The organism is Variovorax sp. LARHSF232 (assembly GCF_052871435.1).
In genome coordinates this window covers 1-22256 of sequence record NZ_JBIXJS010000014.1, presented here as the reverse complement: position 1 = coordinate 22256, position 22256 = coordinate 1, and the positions used below count along the sequence as shown (strand labels likewise).

Annotated in this window: 20 protein-coding genes; 16 read left to right on the top strand and 4 right to left on the bottom strand. The window is 67.8% G+C overall.

Annotated elements, in window-relative coordinates; genetic code table 11:
* The first annotated feature begins 1 nt into the window (after position 1).
* The 16 genes from rsmH to ACIPRI_RS24570 all read left to right on the top strand — a co-directional run bounded on the left by rsmH (position 2) and on the right by ACIPRI_RS24570 (position 18607).
* Positions 2-919 carry a 16S rRNA (cytosine(1402)-N(4))-methyltransferase RsmH gene (rsmH, locus tag ACIPRI_RS24645; RefSeq protein WP_446624141.1) on the top strand — a complete coding sequence of 306 codons (918 nt, stop codon included), beginning with the start codon at positions 2-4 and terminating at the stop codon, positions 917-919.
* A complete protein-coding gene (gene ftsL / locus ACIPRI_RS24640) occupies positions 919-1290 on the top strand; it encodes a cell division protein FtsL (protein ID WP_446624240.1) in 372 nt (123 codons plus the stop codon). Before rsmH ends, ftsL begins: the two co-directional genes overlap by 1 nt.
* Positions 1287-3035, top strand: a complete 1749-nt coding sequence (locus ACIPRI_RS24635) for a peptidoglycan D,D-transpeptidase FtsI family protein (protein ID WP_446624140.1) — start codon at positions 1287-1289, stop codon at positions 3033-3035. The genes ftsL and ACIPRI_RS24635 overlap by 4 nt, the downstream gene beginning before the upstream one ends.
* A 2-nt stretch (positions 3036-3037) precedes the next feature.
* Entirely contained in the window at positions 3038-4546 is a 1509-nt protein-coding gene (locus tag ACIPRI_RS24630) for a UDP-N-acetylmuramoyl-L-alanyl-D-glutamate--2,6-diaminopimelate ligase (RefSeq protein WP_446624139.1), read from the top strand.
* Positions 4543-5985 (top strand): UDP-N-acetylmuramoyl-tripeptide--D-alanyl-D-alanine ligase, encoded by a 1443-nt coding sequence (locus tag ACIPRI_RS24625; RefSeq protein WP_446624138.1) that lies wholly within the window; start codon positions 4543-4545, stop codon positions 5983-5985. Before ACIPRI_RS24630 ends, ACIPRI_RS24625 begins: the two co-directional genes overlap by 4 nt.
* Positions 5986-6003: 18 nt before the next feature.
* Positions 6004-7182: a phospho-N-acetylmuramoyl-pentapeptide-transferase gene (gene mraY / locus ACIPRI_RS24620; protein WP_446624137.1), complete on the top strand. Its 1179-nt coding sequence runs from the start codon at positions 6004-6006 to the stop codon at positions 7180-7182.
* 13 nt (positions 7183-7195) lie between these two features.
* A complete protein-coding gene (gene murD / locus ACIPRI_RS24615; protein WP_446624136.1) occupies positions 7196-8920 on the top strand; it encodes a UDP-N-acetylmuramoyl-L-alanine--D-glutamate ligase in 1725 nt (574 codons plus the stop codon).
* Positions 8917-10224, top strand: coding sequence for a putative lipid II flippase FtsW (ftsW, locus tag ACIPRI_RS24610; protein ID WP_446624135.1), 1308 nt, complete (start codon positions 8917-8919; stop codon positions 10222-10224). The genes murD and ftsW overlap by 4 nt, the downstream gene beginning before the upstream one ends.
* The gene (gene murG / locus ACIPRI_RS24605) at positions 10221-11279 is read left to right on the top strand and encodes an undecaprenyldiphospho-muramoylpentapeptide beta-N-acetylglucosaminyltransferase (RefSeq protein ID WP_446624134.1); all 1059 of its coding nucleotides are present in this window, start codon (positions 10221-10223) and stop codon (positions 11277-11279) included. The genes ftsW and murG overlap by 4 nt, the downstream gene beginning before the upstream one ends.
* A gap of 136 nt (positions 11280-11415) precedes the next feature.
* The gene (gene murC / locus ACIPRI_RS24600) at positions 11416-12852 is read left to right on the top strand and encodes a UDP-N-acetylmuramate--L-alanine ligase (protein ID WP_446624133.1); all 1437 of its coding nucleotides are present in this window, start codon (positions 11416-11418) and stop codon (positions 12850-12852) included.
* Positions 12849-13838: a D-alanine--D-alanine ligase gene (locus ACIPRI_RS24595; RefSeq protein WP_446624132.1), complete on the top strand. Its 990-nt coding sequence runs from the start codon at positions 12849-12851 to the stop codon at positions 13836-13838. Before murC ends, ACIPRI_RS24595 begins: the two co-directional genes overlap by 4 nt.
* A 1-nt stretch (position 13839) precedes the next feature.
* Positions 13840-14625, top strand: a complete 786-nt coding sequence (locus tag ACIPRI_RS24590) for a cell division protein FtsQ/DivIB (protein WP_446624131.1) — start codon at positions 13840-13842, stop codon at positions 14623-14625.
* 31 nt (positions 14626-14656) lie between these two features.
* Positions 14657-15886: a cell division protein FtsA gene (ftsA, locus tag ACIPRI_RS24585; protein ID WP_446624130.1), complete on the top strand. Its 1230-nt coding sequence runs from the start codon at positions 14657-14659 to the stop codon at positions 15884-15886.
* A 178-nt stretch (positions 15887-16064) separates the two neighbouring features.
* A complete protein-coding gene (gene ftsZ / locus ACIPRI_RS24580; RefSeq protein WP_446624129.1) occupies positions 16065-17276 on the top strand; it encodes a cell division protein FtsZ in 1212 nt (403 codons plus the stop codon).
* A gap of 223 nt (positions 17277-17499) precedes the next feature.
* Positions 17500-18423: a UDP-3-O-acyl-N-acetylglucosamine deacetylase gene (gene lpxC / locus ACIPRI_RS24575; protein WP_446624128.1), complete on the top strand. Its 924-nt coding sequence runs from the start codon at positions 17500-17502 to the stop codon at positions 18421-18423.
* A gap of 7 nt (positions 18424-18430) precedes the next feature.
* Entirely contained in the window at positions 18431-18607 is a 177-nt protein-coding gene (locus ACIPRI_RS24570) for a hypothetical protein (RefSeq protein WP_446624127.1), read from the top strand.
* A 26-nt stretch (positions 18608-18633) separates the two neighbouring features.
* Here the strand turns inward: ACIPRI_RS24570 and ruvC are convergent, their stop codons facing one another.
* From ruvC to mtgA, 4 genes are all read right to left on the bottom strand, one after another.
* Positions 18634-19176: a crossover junction endodeoxyribonuclease RuvC gene (gene ruvC / locus ACIPRI_RS24565; protein WP_446624126.1), complete on the bottom strand. Its 543-nt coding sequence runs from the start codon at positions 19174-19176 to the stop codon at positions 18634-18636.
* Between the two features lie 267 nt (positions 19177-19443).
* Positions 19444-20433, bottom strand: a complete 990-nt coding sequence (locus tag ACIPRI_RS24560) for a phosphatidate cytidylyltransferase (protein WP_446624125.1) — start codon at positions 20431-20433, stop codon at positions 19444-19446.
* A 5-nt stretch (positions 20434-20438) separates the two neighbouring features.
* Entirely contained in the window at positions 20439-21257 is an 819-nt protein-coding gene (locus ACIPRI_RS24555) for a lysophospholipid acyltransferase family protein (protein ID WP_446624124.1), read from the bottom strand.
* Between the two features lie 41 nt (positions 21258-21298).
* Complete coding sequence (gene mtgA / locus ACIPRI_RS24550; protein WP_446624123.1) at positions 21299-22048, bottom strand: monofunctional biosynthetic peptidoglycan transglycosylase; 750 nt, start codon at positions 22046-22048, stop codon at positions 21299-21301.
* Between the last annotated feature and the right edge of the window lie 208 nt (positions 22049-22256).

Genomic DNA, 22256 nt, shown 5'->3' with positions numbered 1-22256 from the left:
GTTGGAAACCCCATGGACCCACACCACCGTGCTCCTGGAAGAAGCGGTCGACGCGCTCCAGGCGGAAGGCTCGCGCGACACCTTCGTCGACGCGACCTTCGGGCGCGGCGGCCATTCCCGGGCCATCCTTTCGCGGCTGGCGCCGGAGGGCCGGCTCATCGCCTACGACAAGGATGCGGAAGCGGTGGCCGAAGCAGCGCGCATCGAGGATGCGCGTTTTTCCATCCGGCACCAGGGATTCAGGCATCTGGGAGAGTTGGCGCCGGCCAGTGTCGGTGGCCTGTTGATGGACCTCGGCATCAGCTCTCCCCAGATCGACAACCCCGCACGGGGTTTTTCTTTTCGTTTCGACGGCCCGCTCGACATGCGCATGGACACCACGCGCGGGGAGAGCGTCGCCGATTGGCTGGCAACGGCCGAACCCCAACAAATTGCGGAGGTCATCCGTGACTATGGCGAAGAACGGTTTGCTGTTCAGATTGCAAAGGCGATTGCAGCTCGCCGACAGGAACGGGGCCCAATTTCAACCACCGCCGAGCTGGCCGAGCTCGTGGCTGGCACGGTCAAAACCCGCGAGCCGGGCCAGAACCCTGCAACGCGCACATTTCAGGCTCTTCGGATTTTCATCAATGCCGAGCTTGAAGAGCTGCAACAGGCGCTAGAAGCCAGCCTGTCCGTGCTCAAGCCCCAGGGTCGGTTGGCGGTGATCAGCTTCCACTCGCTGGAAGACCGCATCGTCAAGCAGTTCATCGCCAAGCATTCGCGCGAGGTGTTCGACCGCCGCGCGCCCTTTGCCGAGCCCCGGGAAATGAAGCTGCGCTCCATCGGCCGCATCAAGCCCTCCGAGGCCGAGGTGCAGGGCAATCCGCGCGCACGCAGCGCCATCCTGCGCGTGGCCGAGCGCACGGGGGCTGCATGATCACCCGCTTCAACCTGCTCTTGCTGATGGCCGTGATCGGCTCCGCGCTGTACCTGGTGCACGTGCAATACACGGCGCGCCAGCTGTACACGCAGATGCACCGCGCCGAGCAGGAGACGCGCCGCATCGAGCTCGACTTCGAGCGCCTGCAGCTGGAAAAGCGCGCCCAGGCCACGCCCTTGCGGGTGGAGAAACTGGCGCGCGAGCAGCTCAAGATGCGCACCGCCACGCCGGCCATCACGCAGTACGTGCGGCCCGACGGCAGCGTGATCCCGGCCGTGGCGCCGCCGCCGCCACCGACGACGCCCGCCACGGCTGCCGCAGCGGGCGCACGCACCGCCGCGCCCGCGTCGAAGAGGAGCGCCCCGTGAGCCGGCGCAGCGTCCGCTACACCACCAGCCCGCTGCTGGCGAGCAAGACGCCGGTCTGGCGCAGCAAGCTCATCGTGGCGGGCATTGCGCTGGGCTTCATCGTGCTGGCGGGGCGGGCCGCCTACGTGCAGGTGATCGGCAATTCCTTCTTCCAGCGCCAGGGCGAGGTGCGCTATGCGCGCACCCTGGAGCTGCCGGCCAACCGCGGCCGCATCCTGGACCGCAACGGCCTCTTGCTGGCCTCCAGTGTGGTGGCGCCCAGCATCTGGGCCATTCCCGAGGACGTGGAGCGCGACGACCCGCAGGTGCGCGCCAAGCTCCGGCAGGTGGCCAAGCTCCTGGAGATGCCGCAGAAAGACTTCGACAAGAAGCTGCAGGACGAGGACAAGACCTTCGTCTGGATCAAGCGGCAGGTCGACGAACCCATCGCCAAGCAGATCGCCGATCTCGACGTCAAGGGCATCTACCAGCGCCGCGAATACAAGCGCGAGTACCCCGAAGGCGAATCGGCCGCGCACGTGGTGGGCTTCACCAATGTCGAGGACAACGGCCAGGAGGGCATCGAGCTGGCCTTCGACAAGGCGCTGGCCGGCAAGGCCGGCTCGCGCCGCGTCATCAAGGACCGACTGGGCCGTGTGGTCGAGGGCGTGGGCGAGACGGTGCCGCCGCTGGACGGCAAGGACATCCAGCTGTCGATCGACAGCAAGGTGCAGTTCTTCGCCTACCAGAAGCTGCGCGACGCCGTGACCGCCCACAAGGCAAGGGCCGGCAGCGTGGTGGTGCTGGACGCCGTCACCGGCGAGATCCTGGCGCTGGCCAACTACCCGAGCTACGTGCCCGACAAGCGCACCAACCTGTCGGGCGAGCAGCTGCGCAACCGCGCGCTCACCGACACCTTCGAGCCCGGCTCCACCATGAAGCCCATCACCGCGGCGATGGCGCTGGAGGCCGGCCGCATCTCGCCCAAGACGGTGATCGACACCAGCCCGGGCCGCATGAGCATGGGCGGCTTCACCATCAGCGACACCCACAACTACGGCGCGCTGACGGTGGAGGGCGTGATCCAGAAGTCCAGCAACATCGGTGCGCTCAAGATCGCGCAGCGCATGACGCCCCAGGAGATGTGGACCGTCTACACGGCGCTGGGCTACGGGCAAAAGCCCCAGGTGCAATTCCCCGGCGCCGTCACCGGCCGCTTGCGCCCCTGGAAGAGCTGGAAGCCGGTGGAGCAGGCCACCATGGCCTACGGCTACGGCCTGTCGGCCTCGCTGTTCCAGATGGCGCATTCCTACACCGCGCTGGCACACGACGGCCAGCTCATTCCCGCCACCATCCTCAAGAACAGCGAACCAGCGGTCGGCGTCAAGGTGTTCTCGCCCCAGACCGCGCGCTCGATCCGCACCATGCTGCAGATGGCCGCCGGACCGGGCGGCACCGGCACGCGCGCGCAGACCATCGGCTACTCGGTGGGCGGCAAGTCGGGCACGGCGCACAAGCAGGTGGGGCGCGGCTACGCGCACAACAAGTACCGCTCCTGGTTCACCGGCATGGCGCCCATCGACAAGCCGCGGATCATCGTCGCGGTGATGATCGACGAGCCGAGCAACGGCCAGTACTTCGGCGGCCTGGTGGCGGCGCCGGTGTTCAGCGAGGTGGTGCAGCAGACCCTGCGCATGATGAACGTAGCGCCCGATCTGGCAGTCAAACCGCTGGTGGTGACCACCGGCGTGGACGAGAGCTTCTGATCATGGTGACCGTACTGCACACCCCCCAGGAAGCCGCACAGTGGCTGCGCGCGCGTGTGCGCGGCGCGTTGCATGCGGACAGCCGGCGCATCGGCGCGGGCGACGGCTTCGTTGCCTGGCCCGGTGCGGCCGCCGACGGCCGCCGCCATGTGGCGGCCGCACTGGCGCAGGGTGCCGCCGCTTGCCTGGTGGAGCACGAGGGCGTCGAGGCCTTCGGCTTCGCGGGCGAGGCGGTGGCCAGCTACGCCGGCCTGAAGGCCGCCACCGGCCCGATCGCGGCGCACTACTACGGCCAACCATCCGATCAGCTCGATCTGCTGGCAGTGACCGGCACCAACGGCAAGACGTCCACCGCCTGGTGGCTGTCGGAAGCCATCTCCGGCCTGCCGGGGCGCGGCCCCTGCGCGCTGGTCGGCACGCTGGGCATCGGCCGGCCGCCGGAACTCACCTACACCGGCCTCACCACGCCCGACCCGGTGATGCTGCAAGGGTGCTTGCGCGACTTCGTCAGCCAGGGCTATTCGGCCTGCGCCATCGAAGCCTCTTCCATCGGCATCGCCGAACGGCGCCTGGACGGCAGCCGCATCTCCGTGGCGGTGTTCACCAATTTCACGCAGGACCACCTGGACTACCACGGCAGCATGGACGCCTACTGGGAGGCCAAGGCTGAGCTCTTTGCCTGGCCCGGGTTGCGCGCCGCGGTGGTGAACGTCGACGACGTGCAGGGCGCAAGCCTGGTGGCCAGCCTGGGCGGCCGCAGCCGGGCCCGGACCCTGGACATCTGGACTGTTTCTGCCGCCGGCGCGGCGGCGCGCCTGCAAGCGCGCGACATTGGCTACGACGCCAAGGGCCTGCGCTTCACCGTGCAGGAGGCCGGCGTGCCATCCGAGCAGATGGCCACCGGCCTGATCGGCCAGTACAACGTGGCGAACCTGCTGGGCGTGCTGGGCACCTTGCGTGCGCTGGGCCTCAACCTTTCGCAGGCCGTGGCAGCCTGCGCGCAGCTCAGCCCCGTGCCCGGGCGCATGGAGCGCGTGGCCGGTTGCGCCGACGCGCCGATGGTGGTGGTCGACTACGCCCACACGCCGGACGCGCTGGACAAGGCCCTGGCCGGTCTCAAGCCCTTGACGCAGCAGCGTGGCGGCCGGCTTTGGTGCCTGTTCGGTTGCGGCGGCGACCGCGATCCGATCAAGAGGCCCATGATGGCCGCGGTGGCCGAGGCGCAGGCCGACCGCGTGGTTGTCACCAGTGACAACCCGCGCAGCGAGAAGCCCGACGCCATCATCAGCCAGATCCTGCTGGGCCTGGCCAGTCCGGAGCACGTGCAGGTCGAGCCCGACCGCGCCCGCGCCATCGCCCAGGCCATTGCCCAGGCCGCACCGCACGACGTGGTGCTCCTGGCCGGCCGCGGCCACGAGGCCTGGCAGGAAGTGGCCGGTGGCGAGCGCATCGCCTTTTCCGATCGCGTTCACGCCGCCGACGCCCTGGCGGCCCGAAGGAGCGCAGCATGACGATGATGACGCTGGAGCAGGCCCTGGCATGGCTCCCGGGCGCCCGCCTGGTGGGCAGCGGCGCGACGCCGGTGGCGCGTGTGCACACCGACACCCGCAGCCTGGTCGCCGGCGACCTGTTCGTCGCACTCAAGGGCGAGCACTTCGACGCCAACAACTTTCTTCCCGAAGCCAAGGCGGCCGGTGCCGTCGCGGCCATCGCGCACGGCGGCCTGGAAGCCGCCGGCCTGCCGGGCCTGGAAGTGCCCGACACCCTGGCCGCGCTCGGCGCCCTGGCCAGCGGCTGGCGTGTGCAATTCGATCTGCCGCTGGTGGCCGTCACCGGCAGCAACGGCAAGACCACGGTCACGCAGATGATCGCCGCCATCCTGGCGGCTGGCGCCGGGCCCGAGCGTTCGCTGGCCACGCGCGGCAACTTCAACAACGAGATCGGCCTGCCGCTCACCGTGCTGCGCCTTGCCGCCCAGCACCAGCTGGCGGTGGTCGAACTGGGCATGAACCACCCGGGCGAGATCGCCCGCCTGGCCGCCATTGCCCAGCCCACCATCGCGCTGGTCAACAATGCGCAGCGCGAGCACCAGGAGTTCATGGCCACGGTGGAAGCGGTGGCGCGCGAGAACGGCCAGGTCTTCGAAGCCCTGCCCGCCGACGGCACCGCGGTGTTTCCGCATGGCGATGCCTTCACGGCACTGTGGACCGAACTGGCGCACCAGGGCGCGCCGCGGCGCTGCCTCACTTTCGGCGAGCAGGCGGATGCCGACATTTCGCTGGCCGAGGCGACGTGGCGCGGCGACTATTGGGATGCGGCGCTGCGTACGCCGCTGGGCAGCGTGCACTGCAAGCTGCACATCGCGGGCCGGCACAACGTGGTCAACGCGATGGCGGCCACCGCCTGCGCGCTGGCTGCCGGCGTCTCGCTGGAAAAGATCTCGCAGGGCCTGGGTGCCTTCCAGCCCGTGAGCGGCCGCTCCAACGCGCGCGTGTTGATGCGCGCCAACGGCCAGGCGCTCACCGTGGTGGACGACACCTACAACGCCAACCCCGATTCCATGCGCGCTGCCATCGACGTGCTGGCCGCCCTGCCGGCGCCGCACCTGCTGGTGCTGGGCGACATGGGCGAGGTGGGCGACCAGGGGCCGCAGTTCCACGCCGAGATCGGCGCCTGGGCGGCCGCCCGCGGCATCGAATGCGTCTACGCGCTGGGCACGCAGGCGGCACACAGCGTGGGCGCCTTCGAGGCCGAAGCCATGGGCGCCGGCGAGTGCCGGCATTTCGACAACGACCAGATCGAGGCGCTCAACGACGCCGTGCGAGCCAAGCTGCCGCGCGTGTCGAGCGTGCTCGTCAAAGGATCGCGCTTCATGAAGATGGAGCGCGTGGTGCAGGCGATCGCCCAGCACATCCAGAACAACAATCAAGAGGAGGCCGGGCATGCGTAGTGTTCCAGGCAAGTCCCCATGCTCATGAGCCTGGCCCAATGGCTGCAGACGCTGTCACCCGAGTTCGGGTTCCTGCGCGTTTTCCAGTACCTGACTTTCCGCGCGCTGATGGCCGCGCTCACGGCCCTCCTGGTCGGCCTCATCGCCGGCCCGGCGGTGATCCGGCGCCTGACGGCATTGAAGATCGGCCAGCCGGTGCGCGGCTACGCGATGGAAACGCATCTGGTGAAGAGCGGCACGCCCACCATGGGCGGCGTGCTGGTGCTGTTCTCCATCGCGCTGGCCACCTTGCTGTGGTTCGACCTGAGCAACCGCTTCGTCTGGATCGTGCTGTGGGTGACCCTGGGCTTTGGTGCCATCGGCTGGGTGGACGACTGGCGCAAGGTGGTCAAGAAGGACCCCGAGGGCATGCGCTCGCGCGAGAAGTATTTCTGGCAGTCGCTGATCGGCCTCCTGGCCGCCTTCTACCTTTTGTTCAGCATTTCCGAGGTGTCGAACTGGCGCGTGCTGGAGCTGTTCTATGCCTGGGTGCGTTCCGGCTTCGACCTGAGCTTTCCGCCCAAGACCGACCTCCTGGTGCCCTTCTTCAAGGAAGTGAGCTACCCGCTGGGCGGCGTCGGATTCGTCGTGCTGACCTATCTGGTGATCGTGGGCGCGAGCAACGCCGTGAACCTCACCGACGGATTGGACGGCCTGGCCATCATGCCGGTGGTGATGGTCGGCTCGGCGCTGGGCGTGTTCGCCTACGTCACCGGCAGCGCCGTCTATTCCAAATACCTCTTGTTCCCGCACATCCCCGGCTCGGGCGAGCTGCTGGTGTTCTGCTCGGCGATGGCTGGCGCGGGCCTGGCTTTTCTGTGGTTCAACACGCATCCGGCGCAGGTCTTCATGGGCGACGTCGGCGCACTGGCGCTGGGCGGCGCGCTGGGCACCATCGCGGTGATCGTGCGCCAGGAGATCGTCTTCTTCGTGATGGGCGGCATCTTCGTGGTCGAGGCGATCTCGGTGATGGCCCAGGTCAGCTACTTCAAATACACCAAGCGCCGCTACGGCGAAGGGCGGCGCGTGCTGAAGATGGCGCCGCTGCATCACCACTACGAAAAGAGCGGATGGCGCGAGACCCAGGTGGTTGTGCGCTTCTGGATCATCACGATGCTGCTGTGCCTCGTGGGTCTGTCGACGCTCAAGTTGAGATAGCGGGTCAAAGGCAGTGAAGCATCTGAACCAACTCCACGTGCTGATCCTGGGCCTGGGCGCCTCGGGTCTGGCCATGGCGCGCTGGTGCGCCCGCCATGGCGCCGTGGTGACCGTGGCCGACACGCGCGAGGCGCCGCCGCAACTGGCGCAGCTGCGGCAGGAGCTTCCGCAAGCCGTCTTCGCCGGCGGGCCCTTCAGTGCGGCGCTGATCGAAGGCACGCCGATTCGCGCCGTCTACTGCTCCCCCGGGCTGTCGCCGCAGGCGCTGGCGCCGGTGGTGACGGCCGCGCGCGCCACCGGGCTGCCGGTGGGCGGGGAGCTCGATCTTTTCGCGCTGGCGCTGGCCGACCTGGCGGTGCCGCCGAGCGAGGCCGAGGCGCCGATCGATGCGGCCCCGGCCGAGGATCAGGAAGCCGCCGCGCCGGAGGAGCCGACGCCGACCGCAGTCGAACCGAGCGTCGAGCTTGCGGACGCCGACACCGACACCGACGACGATGAGCAAGCGCCCGCGCCTGCACCCCTGGACGACGAGGCCGAGCTGCCCGCGCCTGTGGTCGAGCCACCCAAACCGCGCGGCTACACGCCCGCAGTGCTCGCCATCACCGGCACCAATGGCAAGACCACGGTCACTTCGCTCACCGGCCAGCTGGTGGAGCGGGCCGGCAAGCGCGTGGCGGTGGCCGGCAATATCGGCCCGACCCTGCTCGACACGCTGGCCGCGCGCATCGACGGCCAGGACCTGCCCGAGGTCTGGGTGCTGGAGCTGTCCAGCTTCCAGCTCGATTCGGTGCAGGGCTTCGAGCCCACCGCCGCCACCGTGCTCAACGTGACGCAGGACCATCTGGACTGGCATGGCGACATGGACGCCTACGCCCAGGCTAAGGCGCACATCTTCGGCAGCAAGGGCCTGATGGTGCTCAACCGCGATGACCCGGCCGTGATGGCCATGCTGCCGCCGCCCGTGAAAGTGAAGTTGCAGCGTCCGCAAGTGCGCGCCCATGTCACCTTTGGTGCCGCCCTGCCGCAGCGGCCGGGCGACTACGGCATCGAGCGCATCAACGGCATGGCCTGGCTGGTGCGCGCCCATGAAGCGGATGAAACGATCAAGCGCAAGCGCGGCGCCGCCCTGCAGGAAGAAGAGATCCACCTGCAGCGCCTGATGCCGGCCGATGCCCTGCGCATCCGCGGCCAGCACAACGCGCTCAACGCGCTGGCGGCGCTGGCCCTGGCCGTGTCCGCCGGCTGTGCGCTGGCGCCCATGCTGTTCGGCCTGCGCGAATACCGCGGCGAGCCACACCGGGTAGAGCCGGTGGCCATCATCGACGAGGTCGAGTACTTCGACGACAGCAAAGGCACCAACGTCGGCGCCACCGTGGCCGCGCTGATCGGCCTGGGCGTGGACCGCCGCGTGGTGCTGATCCTGGGCGGCGAAGGCAAGGGGCAGGATTTCTCGCCACTGGCCGAGCCGGTGTCCCGCTACGCGCGCGCCGTGATCCTGATCGGGCGCGATGCGCCGCTGATCGAGCAGGCCCTGGCCGGCAGCGGCGTCAGCCCGCGGCATGCGGCCTCCATGCAGGAGGCGGTGCAAGCCGCGGCGCAGCGCGCCAATCCGGGCGACGCGGTGCTGCTGTCGCCGGCCTGCGCCAGCTTCGACATGTTCAAGGACTACGCGCATCGCGCTGCCGTGTTCTGCGAGGCCGTGCAGCAACTGGCGGCCGATGAAGGAGACATCGCGTGAACAGCGCCGCGATCGCCGCCAGCAGCAACGAGGCCAGCCGCCTGGGCGGCCTGTGGCGCCGCTTGACCGGCCACGCCCGGAGCGGCGTGGACGCCTTGCCCATGCACCTGCCGGTGCATCTGGGCGGCGCCGGCGTCACGCAGACGCGCGCTGCGCCGGTGCGCGTGCTGGGCTTCGACCAGGCGCTGCTGTGGGTCACGGTCGCCTTGCTGGCCTGGGGCCTGGTGATGGTCTATTCGGCCTCCATCGCGATCGGCGACAACCCGCGCTTTGCCCGCGCCAATTTCCAGGAAACCTATTTCCTCACCCGCCACGCGATCTCGCTGACGGTGGCGTTCATTGCGGCCTTGCTGGCCTTCCAGGTGCCGATGCGCAACTGGGAGCGCGCCGCGCCCTGGCTCTTCATCATTTCCTTGCTGCTGCTGGTGGCGGTGCTGATTCCGCACATTGGCAAGAGCGTGAACGGCGCCCGCCGCTGGATCCCGCTGGGCATCACCAACTTCCAGCCCTCCGAGCTCGCCAAGCTGGCCATGGTCTTGTATGCGGCCAGCTACATGGTGCGCAAGATGGAGATCAAGGAGCGCTTCTTTCGCGCCGTGCTGCCGATGGGCATCGCGGTGGTGGTGGTGGGCATGCTGTGCTTGGCCGAGCCGGACATGGGCGCCTTCATGGTGATCGCGGTGATCGCGATGGGCATCCTGTTCCTGGGCGGCGTCAACGCACGCATGTTCTTCGTCATCGCCACCTTGGTGGTGGTGGCCTTCGGCATGATCGTGGCGTCCTCGCCCTGGCGGCGCGAGCGCATCTTTGCCTACCTCGACCCCTGGAGCGAGACCAATGCGCTGGGCAAGGGCTATCAGCTCTCGCACTCGCTGATCGCCATCGGCCGCGGCGAGATCTTCGGCGTCGGCCTGGGCGGCAGCGTCGAGAAGCTGCACTGGCTGCCCGAGGCGCACACCGACTTTCTCCTGGCCGTGATCGGCGAGGAATTCGGCCTGGTGGGCGTGCTCGCCGCCATCGTGCTGTTCCTGTGGATGACGCGCCGCATCATGCACATCGGCCGCCAGGCGATCGCCCTGGACCGCGTGTTCTCGGGCCTGGTGGCGCAGGGCATCGGCGTCTGGATCGGCTTCCAGACCTTCATCAACATGGGCGTGAACCTGGGCGCGCTGCCGACCAAGGGCCTGACCTTGCCGCTCATGAGCTATGGCGGCTCGGCCATCATCATGAATCTCATCGCGCTCGCGATCGTTCTGCGGATCGATTACGAGAACAGAGTCCTCATGAGGGGAGGCCGCGTATGAAGACGGCCCTGATCATGGCGGGCGGTACGGGCGGCCACATCTTCCCCGGCCTGGCAGTGGCCGAGGCCCTGCGCGCGCGCGGCTGGCGCGTGCACTGGCTGGGCGCACCCACCGGCATGGAGCAGCAACTGGTGCCGCCGCGCGGCTTCGCCTTCGAGCCGGTCGCGTTCGGCGGCGTGCGCGGCAAGGGCTTGATCACCCTCGCGCTGCTGCCGCTCAAGCTCTTGCGTGCCTTCTGGCAGAGCATCGGCGTGGTGCGCCGGGTCAAGCCCGACGTGGTGGTGGGCCTGGGCGGCTACATCACCTTTCCAGGCGGCATGATGAGCGTGCTCCTGGGCAAGCCGCTGGTGCTGCACGAGCAGAACTCGGTGGCCGGCATGGCCAACAAGGTGTTGGCCGGCGTGGCCGACCGCATCTTCAGCGCTTTTCCCAACGTGCTGAAGAAGGCGCGATGGGTGGGCAATCCGCTGCGCGAGGCCTTTCTCTCGCAGCCCGATCCTGCCACGCGCTTTGCCGGGCGCAGCGGGCCGCTCAAGCTCCTGGTGGTGGGCGGCAGCCTGGGTGCCAAGGCGCTGAACACCATCGTGCCGCAGGCACTGGCGCGCATTGCCGAGCAAGACCGCCCGATCGTGCTGCATCAGAGCGGCGCCAAGCAGATCGACGAGCTGCGCGCCAACTACGCGGCCGCCGGCGTCGAAGCCGAGCTCACCCCTTTCATCGATGAGACGGCCGAGGCTTTTGCACAAGCCGATCTCGTCATCGCGCGCGCCGGCGCCAGCACCGTGACCGAGATCGCGGCGGTAGGTGCGGCCGCGCTGTTCGTTCCCTTTCCATCGGCGGTGGACGACCACCAGACCACCAACGCGCGCTTCCTGGTCGACGCGGGCGGCGGCTGGCTCGTTCAACAGTCCGAGCTCACTCCTGAATTGCTTTCCGATTTGCTGCAAAAGACATCACGCGCCGCGCTGCTCGAGCGCGCCACAAGGGCCAAGAGCCTGCAAAAGACCGAAGCGGTCATCGAAGTCGTCCGTGCCTGCGAGGAGCTCGTGAAATGACGCCCACCCCCGAATCTCCGCGCACTTCGTGTCGCTTCGGATCCCCCCTCAAGGGGGCAACACCAGCGGCCCGGCAAAGCCGGTTCCGCGGTGTTTCCCGAGTGGATTTCACTTCGCTTGCGAAGGGGGTCTGCTCATGAAGCACGCTGTCAGACATATTCATTTCGTCGGCCTGGGCGGCTCCGGCATGAGCGGCATTGCCGAAGTGCTGCTCAACCTGGGCTACCAGATCTCCGGCTCCGACCTGGCCGACAGCGCCACCTTGCGCCGGCTGGCAGGGCTGGGCATCGTCACCTGCGTGGGCCATGACGCGGCCAACATCGCGGGGGCGGATGCGGTCGTCACCTCGACCGCGGTGAAGGCCGACAACCCCGAGGTGCTGGCCGCCCGAGAGAAGAAGATCCCGGTGGTGCCGCGTGCCCTGATGCTGGCCGAGCTGATGCGCCTGAAGCAGGGCATCGCGATCGCCGGCACGCATGGCAAGACCACCACCACCAGCCTGGCGGCCAGCGTGCTCGCGGCCGCGGGGCTGGACCCGACCTTCGTCATCGGCGGGCGCCTGAACAGCGCCGGCACCAACGCACGGCTGGGCAGCGGCGACTACATCGTGGTGGAAGCGGACGAGTCGGACGCATCCTTTCTCAACCTGCTGCCCGTGATGGCGGTGGTGACGAACATCGATGCCGACCACATGGAGACCTACGGCCACGATTTCGCGCGGCTCAAGGGCGCCTTCGTCGACTTCCTGCATCGCATGCCCTTCTATGGCGTGGCGATCCTGTGCATCGACGACCCGGCGGTGCGCGAGATCGTGCCGCAGGTGTCCTGCCCGGTCACCAGCTACGGCTTCGACGAAGAGGCGCAGGTGCGCGCGGTGGACGTGAAGGCCGTTGGCGGACAGATGCACTTCACGGTGCAGCGGCGCAACGGCATCACCCTGCCGGACCTATCCATCACGCTGAACCTGCCGGGCGAGCACAACGTGCGCAATGCGCTGTCGGTGATTGCCATGGCGGTGGAGCTGAGCATCCCGGACGAAGCGGTGCAGCGCGGCCTGGCCGACTTCAAGGGCGTGGGGCGGCGCTTCCAGCGTTATGGCGAGGTGGCCCTGCCGACCGGCGGCGCGTTGACCCTGATCGACGACTACGGCCACCACCCGGTGGAGATGGCGGCCACCATCGCGGCGGCGCGCGGCGCCTTCCCCGGGCGCCGGCTGGTGCTGGCCTTCCAGCCGCACCGCTACAGCCGTACGCGCGACTGCTTCGAGGATTTCGTCAAGGTGATCGGCCAGGCCGATGCGGTGCTGCTCGGCGAGGTCTATGCCGCCGGCGAGGCGCCCATCGTGGCGGCAGACGGCCGCTCGCTGGCACGCGCACTGCGCGTGGCGGGCAAGGTCGAGCCGGTCTTCGTCGACGACATCGCCGACATGCCGCAGGCCATTGTGGACAACGGGAGGGACGGTGACGTCGTGATCTGCATGGGCGCCGGCTCGATCGGCGCCGTGCCTGCCAAGGTGGTGGAACTGGCCGCAACGCCGGCCGCCACCGCAGGAACAAAGGAAAGCAAGCAGTGAGCACCCCCCTCCCCATTGAATTCGGCAAGGTCGCTGTCCTTCTGGGCGGCAGCTCGGCCGAGCGCGACGTGTCGCTCATGTCGGGCAACGGTGTGCTGGGCGCACTGCGTTCGCGCGGCGTCGATGCCCATGCCTTCGACCCCAGCGAGCGGGCGCTGGAGGAGCTCAAGCGCGAGGGCTTCGCGCGCTGCTTCATTGCCCTGCACGGACGGCACGGCGAAGACGGCACGGTGCAAGGCGCGCTGGAGCTCTTGGGCATTCCCTACACCGGCTCCGGCGTAATGGCCTCGGCCGTCGCGATGGACAAGGTCATGACCAAGCGCATCTGGGTGGCCGACGGCCTGTCGACCCCGCGCTACGCGCGCCTGGCATTCGACCAGCAAAGCCTGGAGCAGGTGCGCGCCGTGCCCGACGTGCTGGGCCTGCCGCTCATCGTGAAGCCGCCGCGCGAGGGTTCCTCCATCGGCGTGACCAAGGTCAAGGGCTACTCGGAAATGCAGGAGGCCGTCCAATTGGCCGCCCGCTACGACGCCGACGTGCTGTGCGAGGAATTCATCGAAGGCCAGGAAGTCACCTGCGCCGTGCTGGGCAGCGGCCAGTACGCGCAGGCGCTGCCGGTGGTGCGCATCGCCGCGCCCGATGGCGCCTACGACTACCAGAACAAGTACTTCACTGACGACGTGAAGTATCACTGCCCGAGCGGGCTGCCGCCCGCACTGGAAAGCGAGATCCAGCACCTGTCGCTGGCGGCCTACCGCACGCTGGGCTGCCGCGGCTGGGGCCGGGCCGATCTGATGATCCGCGCCAGCGACAACAAGCCCTTCCTTTTGGAGATGAACACCTCGCCGGGCATGACCAGCCATTCGCTGGTGCCGATGTCGGCGCGCGCGGCGGGCATCAGCTACGAGGACCTGTGCCTGACGGTGCTGGCCTCGGCCACCCTGGATGCGGCCAAGCCCGGCGATCCGGGAGAAGGCGCGTATTGATATGGCCGACAGCATCCCCGTCCCCCTCGACGTCAGGCTCATGAACATCGTGGCAACGCTGCTCTTTGCGTTGTGCGGCGTCATGCTGCTGGCGGCGGGCGCCTGGTGGGTGCTGCGCCAACCCTTTTTCCCGCTGGCCGGCATCAAGGTCGACGGCGAGCTCACGCACACCAATGCCGTGACCCTGCGCGCCAACGTCACGCCGCAGCTGGCGGGCAATTTTTTCACCGTGGACCTGGCCAAGGCGCGCAGCGCCTTCGAGTCGGTGCCCTGGGTGCGCAAGGCGGTGGTGCGACGCGAGTTCCCCAACAAGCTGCGCGCCACGCTGACCGAGCAGGTGCCGGTGGCCTTCTGGGGCGAGGACGACGAGTCGCGCCTGATCAATGGTTATGGCGAGGTGTTCGAGGCCAACGTCGCAGAGGTCGACCAGCCGCTGCCGCGCCTGTCCGGTCCGCTTGCCCAGGCCGGCCAGGTGCTGGGCATGTACCAGGTCCTGGCGCCGCTGTTCACGCCCTACGACCTGGCGATCGACGAGCTGGTGCTTTCGGCGCGCGGCAGCTGGGAGGCCAAGCTGGACACCGGTGCCGTGATCGAGCTGGGCCGCGGCCAGGCCGAGGAAATGGCGGTGCGCACGCGGCGCTTCCTGGCATCGGTGCGGCAGGTGGCCGGCCAGTACGGCCGCACGCTCGAATCGCTCGAGGGTGCGGACCTGCGCCACAAGGATGCGTACGCACTGCGCCTGCGCGGCGTCACCACGGTCGTTGCCAGCGATCCCAAGAAGAAATAGCGAAGCGAAGAAACGAGAAAGCCTCATTCATATGCCCAAAGACTACAAAGACCTGGTCGTCGGCCTCGACATCGGCACCGCAAAAGTGATGGCGGTGGTGGCCGAGGTGCTGCCCAGCGGCGAGCTCAAGCTCGCCGGGCTGGGCGTCGCGCCCAGCAACGGCCTCAAGCGCGGGGTGGTGGTGAACATCGACGCCACCGTGCAGAGCATCCAGCAGGCGCTGAAAGAGGCCGAGCTGATGGCCGACTGCAAGATCAGCCGTGTCTACACCGGCATCACCGGCAGCCACATCCGCGGCATCAACTCCAGCGGCATGGTGGCGGTGAAAGACAAGGAGGTGACGCCGGCCGACGTCGCCCGCGTGGTGGAGACGGCGCGCGCCATCAATATCTCGAGCGACCAGCGCCTCCTGCTGGTGGAGCCGCAGGAGTTCGTCATCGACGGCCAGGACGTGAAGGAGCCGATCGGCATGAGCGGCATGCGGCTGGAGGCCAAGGTGCACATCGTGACCGGCGCCCAGAGCGCGGCCGAGAACATCATCAAGTGCGTGCGCCGCTGCGGCCTGGAAGTGGACCAGCTGATGCTCAACCCGCTGGCCTCCAGCCAGGCGGTGCTGACCGAAGACGAGCGCGAGCTGGGCGTGGTGCTGGTGGACATCGGCGCGGGCACCACCGACGTGGCCATCTTCACCAACGGCGCCATTCGCCATACGGCCGTGATCCCGATCGCCGGCGACCTGATCACCAGCGACATCGCGATGGCGCTGCGCACGCCGACCAAGGATGCCGAGGACATCAAGGTCGAGAACGGCTATGCCAAGCAGCTGCTGGCCGATCCCGACACGCAGGTCGAGGTGCCGGGCCTGGGTGACCGCGGACCGCGCCTGCTAAGCAAGCAGGCGCTGGCCGGCGTGATCGAGCCGCGCGTCGAGGAAATCTTCTCGCTGGTGCAGCAGGTGGTGCGCGAGTCGGGCTACGAGGAGGTGCTGTCCTCCGGCGTGGTGCTGACCGGCGGCAGCGCGGTGATGCCCGGGATGATCGAGCTGGGCGAAGACATCTTTTTGAAGCCCGTGCGCCGCGGCATCCCGAAGTACTCGAGCGCCCTGTCGGACATGGTGGCGCAGCCACGCGCCGCCACCGTGATGGGCTTGCTGGAAGAAGCACGCTTTGCGCGCATGCGCGGCTACAAGGTGGCGCAGAAAAGCGGCTCGGTGAAAACCGCCTTCGGCCGCTTCAAGGATTTCATCGTGGGGAACTTCTAGCCCATGTTCCACACCACTCACCGACTCTGGCTCGCGCGCGGCAGCCCGCCGCGCCACTTCAACGAGCGATGGCGGCGCACCGGACCGCCTTCCTGACTCGCACTAGCACTAGCGCTGAACCAAGAAAAAAACTGTTCTCAAGAAACACACGGCAACTGCAAATTTCAAGGAGTTAGACATGAGCATCGAAATGATCGAAGTCGAAGAATTCAACCAAGGCACGCAGATCAAGGTGATCGGGGTCGGCGGTGGCGGCGGCAACGCCGTGGCGCACATGATGGAGCACGGCGTGCAGGGCGTTCAGTTCGTCTGCGCCAACACCGATGCGCAGGCACTCACGCGCAGCCCCGCCCACAAGGTGATCCAGCTGGGTACCAGCGGCCTGGGCGCCGGCAGCAAGCCGCCCAAGGGCCGCGAGGCCGCCGAGGCCGCGGTGGACGAGATTCGCACGGCCATCGACGGCGCGCACATGCTCTTCATCACCGCCGGCATGGGCGGCGGCACCGGCACCGGCGCGGCGCCGGTGATCGCGCGCGTGGCCAAGGAAATGGGCATCCTCACCGTGGGCGTGGTGACCAAGCCCTTCGACTGGGAAGGCGGACGCCGCATGACCAATGCCGAGCAGGGCCTGGCCGAACTGGAAGCGAATGTCGATTCGCTGATCGTGGTGCTGAACGAAAAGCTGCTCGACGTGCTGGGCGAGGAAGTTACCCAGGAGGAAGCCTTTGCCCACGCCAACGACGTGCTGAAGAACGCGGTGGGCGGCATCTCGGAAATCATCAACGAGTACGGCGGGGTCAACGTCGACTTCGAAGACGTGCGCACCGTGATGGGGGAGCCCGGCAAGGCCATGATGGGCACGGCAGCCGCCAGCGGCCCGGACCGCGCCCGCATCGCGGCCGAGCAGGCCGTGGCCTGCCCGCTGCTGGAAGGCATCGACCTGTCGGGCGCCAAGGGCGTGCTGGTGCTGGTCACCGCTTCGAAGGCTTCGCTGAAGCTGTCCGAATCGAAGCTGGCGATGAACACCATCCGTGCCTATGCCTCGCCGGACGCACACGTCATCTACGGCGCTGCTTACGACGAGCGCCTGGGCGACGAGATGCGCGTGACGGTGGTGGCCACCGGCCTGTCGCGCGCCGCCGTGCGCCAGCCGCAGCTCGAAGTGATCCGCACCGGCACCGACAACGTGCCCTTCAACGTGCCCACCCTGGGTGGCGGCGCCAACGCCAGCGGCCACCACGGCGCGCAGCAGCCCAACTACGACGGCATGTCGGTGCCCAGCGTCTGGCGCACCAACCGCACCATGGCCGCGGCCAAGGTGGATGCGCTGTCGTCGGGCGGCATGGACGACTTCGAGATCCCCGCTTTCCTCCGCCGCCAAGCTGATTGATGGGGCATAAGGCTACTGCGCGACCCGATCTCGCACCTGCGGTCCTCGCCGTACGAGAGTACGGCTCCGGTCCTCGATGCGACCTCGGGCCGCTCGCTACGCCTTCTGCCCCATCAATCCCCGTTGCCAGTCAAAGACTTCAAAGGGGAGCAACGTGTCGTCTATCGGGTTGATAGCGAGGCGCGCGACGCGATGGGCGGCGCAGCCAACTAAAATTGATGCTGTGCTGCAACAGCGAACCCTCAAATCCATCAGCCGCGCCGTGGGCGTGGGGCTTCACAGCGGGCAACGGGTGGAACTCACCCTGCGTCCCGCACCGCCGGACACCGGCATCGTCTTCCGGCGAGTCGACCTGCCCGAGCCGGTCGAGATCCCGATGGAGGCCGAGTTCGTCACCGACACGCGCCTCGCGTCCACCATCTCGCGCGGCGGTGCCAAGGTGCAGACGGTGGAGCACATCATGTCGGCCTGTTGCGGCCTCGGGCTGGACAACCTGTACATCGACATCACGGCCGACGAGGTGCCGATCCTCGACGGCTCGGCGTCCTCCTTCGTGTTCCTGCTGCAAAGCGCCGGCATCGCGCTGCAAAAGGCGCCGCGCCGCTTCATCAAGGTCATCAAGCCGGTCGAGGTGCGCGAAGGCGAGGGCGCCAACGAGAAGTGGGCGCGCCTGGAGCCTTATCACGGCTTCAAGCTGGCCTTCGAGATCGACTTCGACCACCGGGTGGTGAACTCCACCGGGCAGCGGGTGGAGTTCGACATGGGCAGCGGCTCCTACAGCAAGGACATCGCGCGGGCCCGTACCTTCGGCTTCACCAAGGAAGTCGAATACATGCGCTCCAAGGGCCTGGCCCTGGGCGGTGGTCTGGACAATGCCATCGTGATGGACGACACCAAGGTGCTCAACACCGAGGGGCTGCGCTACGACGACGAGTTCGTCAAGCACAAGATCCTGGACGCGATCGGCGACCTCTACATCATCGGCAAGCCTTTGCTGGCGGCCTACACGGCATTCCGTTCCGGACACGCGCTCAACAACAAGCTGCTGCGCGAACTTCTGGCCCAGCGCGACGCGTACGAGATCGTGACCTTCGACAACGAGGCCGACGCGCCGCGCGGCTTCGCCGAAGTGGCGCGCGCCTGGTAATCCATTCATGCTGGTTTTCCGCTGGGCCCTCCTGCTGCTCCTGCTGGTGGCCGGCGTGTGCTTCGCCTTCTATGCCGGCACCGGCCAGCTCAAGTACCGCCGCGTCGGCTGGATCATCCTCAAGTGGACCTTGCTGGCGGCGCTGGGCTTCTTTGCGGTGCTGATCGCGGAGCGGGTGGGCTGATCTTTCGCAACGCAAGAAAACAGCAGTCAGCGCGTCCGTCCCTGCCGATAGCTCGCCCCCGCCCCACGCTTCACCGCATCCCCCAGCCGCGCCAGCGAGCGCCCCACATGCGCGTGGGTGATGGCAATGCCCAACGCGTCCGCCGCGTCAGCGCCCGGCAGGCCGGGCAGGTGCAACAGGCGCTTGACCATTTCCTGCACCTGCGCCTTGGCTGCATTGCCATGGCCGGCCACGGCCTGCTTCATCTGCAGGGCGGTGTACTCGGCCACGCTCAGCCGGTTGATCACCAGCGCCGTCAGGCAGGCGCCGCGCGCCTGGCCCAGCATCAGGGTGGACTGCGGGTTGACGTTGACAAAGATGATTTCCACCGCGGCCGCGTCCGGCTGGTAGCGCTCGCTGATCTCGCCGATGCCGTCGAACAGCACCTTCAGCCGCAGCGCCAGTGGCTCGCCCACCATGTGCTTGGTGCTGATGGTGCCGCTGGCCACATAGCGCAGTTGCTGGCCGTCGACGTCGATCACGCCGAAGCCGGTGGTCTGCAGGCCGGGGTCGATGCCGAGAATTCGCATGCTAGGGCCTGTTAACGCTATGCAAGGGGATCGCGTTGCCCCGGCAAGGGGCTGGATGCAAGGCGCCCGTGCGCAGCAAGGCTAGCGCCTTGCAAGCGCGGGCAACGCCGCAGACGGCCCCTTGCCGGGGCAACCCGGAGGGAAGCTCATCACAGCCCGCCCCTCGGCGTTGCGCTCCTTGCGTGTGCACGCGCACACGCGGCGTCGCGCGCCTTGATGAGCGGGCTGTGATGAGCTTCGCGACCCCTTGCATAGCGTTAACAGGCCCTAGACCCCGAAATACCAGCGCACCGAATGGAAGAAGATCGGCGCCGCGAAGCACAGCGCATCGATGCGGTCCAACAAGCCGTTGGCCCCGGTCACGCCCACGCCGCGCTGGCCCCAGTTGGGAATGCCGCGGTCGCGCTTGAGCGCCTTCATCACCAGGTGCCCCATGGAGCCGGCGACGCAGGCGATCAGTGCCATGGCCAGCGACTGGCCGAACTTGAAGGGCGTGATGAAGGTGAAGAGGCCGCCGAGCACCACCGCCACCGCCAGGCCGATGCCCCAGGTGGTCCAGTTGAAGCTGCGGCTGACGTTGGGCGCAAAGGGCTGGCGCTCGCTGCGGCGCGACAGCAGGTGCTGCACCACCATGCAGGTCTGCACCACGCCCACCAGGAAGAACACCAGGAAGGCGCTCTTGCCTTCGTAGTTCGGAAATTCCAGCAGCAGCAGTGCCGGCACATGGCTCAGGCCGTAGACGCAGACCATGATGCCCCACTGCAGCTTGGCGTTGCGCTCCAGAAAATGGTTCGGGTCATCCGCCAGCGCGCTCGCCACCGGAATGGCGAGGAACACATAGACCGGGATGAACACGGTGAAGAGGTTGAACTTGGCAGTGGCCACCAGCCAGAACTGGATCGGCAGCACCACGAAGAAAGCCAGCAGCAGGCTGCGATGATCGCCGCGCCGCGTCGGCGACAGGGTGATGAACTCGCGCAGCGCAAAGAAGGACAGGATGGCAAAGAGCACGGTGGCCACCGTCTCGCCCAGCGCCCAGCCGATCCAGAACACCACCACCATGAACCAGGTGGTGCGCAGGAGACTGCGCGAATGGTCCAGCTCGCGCTGCCAGTGTTCGTCATGCACGGGATGGCGGCGCTCGCGCAGGGACAAGAGCAAGGTCGTGACGCTGATCAAGGTCAGCACGCCGAAGACGAAAAGGAACAGCGCGGCGACTTGTTGCGTTGACGTGAGCTGGCGCAGGAACTGGTTCATCGCGATCAAACGTCCCGCAAGGCCAATACGGCGGCGCGTGCGCGGTCGAGGAAGGGACGGCGCTCCTCGCCGTCTTCCACCTTAATCGGTGCGCCGAAAGTCACCGAGCAAAGGATCGGCACCGGCACCACTTCGCCCTTGGGCATGACGCGCTGCACGTTGTCGATCCAGGCCGGCACCAGCACCACCTCGGGGAACATCTGCGCCAGGGTGTACAGCCCCGACTTGAATTTCTGCGGCTCGCCGGTGTGGCCGCGCGTGCCTTCGGGAAAGATGATGATCGAATCGCCGCTTTGCAGCGCATCGATCAGCGGCTGCAGCGGCAGCAGTGCTTCCGGCGTGCCGGGTGTCAGGCGCGCTTCATCGGCTGTCGCTGCTGCAGTCGAGGGCAACTCGGACTGCAGGCCGCCGGCGCCATCGACGACGACTGCGGCAGCGTCGGGCGCGGGCATGGCATCCAGTGAAGGCTCCACGCGCTCCCAGGGTGCCGCACGCGCTGGCGCCGCGGCAGGCACCGGGAAATCGGCCGGAAGCGGTGCGCTGCCGCCGCGCTCCACGTAGATGGCATTGAACACCTCGGTGGTGATCCAGCGCTTGAGCGGCGAGCTGGTCCAGTAGTCGCGCGCTGCAATCGGGCGGGTGATGGAGCGCAGTTCTTCCGGCAGTGCGGCCCAGATCATCACCAGGTCGATGTGACTTTGATGGTTGGCGAAGTAGATGCGCTGTTCGGCCTTGGGCGGACAACCCCACCAGCGGGCCTGCGCTCCGGTCAGCAGGCGGACCAGAGCCAGCAAGGTCCATCCGGTGAACTTGGCAAGAAGCATGGCGGCGATGATACGGGGCGAACTTGTCGGGTCAGGGCCGATCAAGGCAGGTCGGCTGCGCTCATGCGTGCTGCGATGGTCGAGGTGCGGCTGGCCAGATAGCCCGAGCCCTGCCGGTCTTCGAAGAACTTGGGGCTGGGCAGCATCACCGCGAGGCGCGCCGCCTCGTAGGCGCCGAGGCGCGACGCAGGCTTCTTGAAGTAGTGCTGCGCCGCCGCTTCGGCGCCAAACACGCCTTCGCCCCATTCCACGTTGTTCAGGTAGATCTCCAGGATGCGGCGCTTGTCCAGCAGCAACTCCAGCGCGGTGGCCAGCACCAGCTCCTGGCCTTTGCGCAGCAGGGTGCGCTCGCCAGACAGCAAGAGGTTCTTGGCCAGTTGCTGGGTGATGGTGGAGCCGCCGCGCAGCTTGGGTGCGCGCACCGGCTTGCCCGTGCGCGCCGCCTGCGCGGCACGGCGCGCGGCGATTTCTTCTGCGCGGGCATTGCGCCGGCGCGCGTTCTCGACGGCTTCCCACTCGACGCCGTTGTGGTGGATGAATTCGCCGTCTTCGCTGGCGATCACGGCGCGCTTGAGGTTGTCCGAAATCTGCCCGTAAGGGACCCAGCGCTGCGCCCATTCCTTGCCGCCATTGGCGCGCCCGCGGGTGGCGATCTGCCAGGCTTCGGAGCGCTGGAAGGCGGTGGACTGCGGATCGATCACCGCCATCGCGGCGATGCGCAGGATGAAGAACAGCTGCAGCGACAAGCCTGCGAGCAGCAGGCACGCGACTAGGCGAAGCAGGGCGCGCATTTGGGCCTGTTCACACTACATACGGAGATCGCGTTGGCCCGCATTGGGGCTGGATGCAAGGCGCTCGCGCGCAGCAATGCTGAAGCATTGCAAGCGCGGGCAACGCCGCAGACGGCCCCAATGCGGGCCAACCCGGAGGGAAGGCATGCCAAAGCGGCCAACGCCGCGTTGCACGCCGTGCGGGTGCCGGCGCACACGCGGCGTCGTG

Bases quoted from the DNA above. Each gene is read 5' to 3' on its own strand.
- murC (WP_446624133.1), top strand. From the start codon at position 11,416: ATGAAGCACGCTGTCAGACATATTCATTTCGTCGGCCTGGGCGGCTCC.
- ftsZ (WP_446624129.1), top strand. From the start codon at position 16,065: ATGAGCATCGAAATGATCGAAGTCGAAGAATTCAACCAAGGCACGCAG.
- ACIPRI_RS24570 (WP_446624127.1), top strand. From the start codon at position 18,431: ATGCTGGTTTTCCGCTGGGCCCTCCTGCTGCTCCTGCTGGTGGCCGGC.
- ACIPRI_RS24560 (WP_446624125.1), bottom strand. From the start codon at position 20,433: ATGAACCAGTTCCTGCGCCAGCTCACGTCAACGCAACAAGTCGCCGCG.
- ACIPRI_RS24555 (WP_446624124.1), bottom strand. From the start codon at position 21,257: ATGCTTCTTGCCAAGTTCACCGGATGGACCTTGCTGGCTCTGGTCCGC.
- murG (WP_446624134.1), top strand. From the start codon at position 10,221: ATGAAGACGGCCCTGATCATGGCGGGCGGTACGGGCGGCCACATCTTC.
- mraY (WP_446624137.1), top strand. From the start codon at position 6,004: ATGCTCATGAGCCTGGCCCAATGGCTGCAGACGCTGTCACCCGAGTTC.
- ACIPRI_RS24590 (WP_446624131.1), top strand. From the start codon at position 13,840: ATGGCCGACAGCATCCCCGTCCCCCTCGACGTCAGGCTCATGAACATC.
- ftsA (WP_446624130.1), top strand. From the start codon at position 14,657: ATGCCCAAAGACTACAAAGACCTGGTCGTCGGCCTCGACATCGGCACC.
- ACIPRI_RS24625 (WP_446624138.1), top strand. From the start codon at position 4,543: ATGACGATGATGACGCTGGAGCAGGCCCTGGCATGGCTCCCGGGCGCC.
- mtgA (WP_446624123.1), bottom strand. From the start codon at position 22,048: ATGCGCGCCCTGCTTCGCCTAGTCGCGTGCCTGCTGCTCGCAGGCTTG.
- ACIPRI_RS24630 (WP_446624139.1), top strand. From the start codon at position 3,038: ATGGTGACCGTACTGCACACCCCCCAGGAAGCCGCACAGTGGCTGCGC.
- ruvC (WP_446624126.1), bottom strand. From the start codon at position 19,176: ATGCGAATTCTCGGCATCGACCCCGGCCTGCAGACCACCGGCTTCGGC.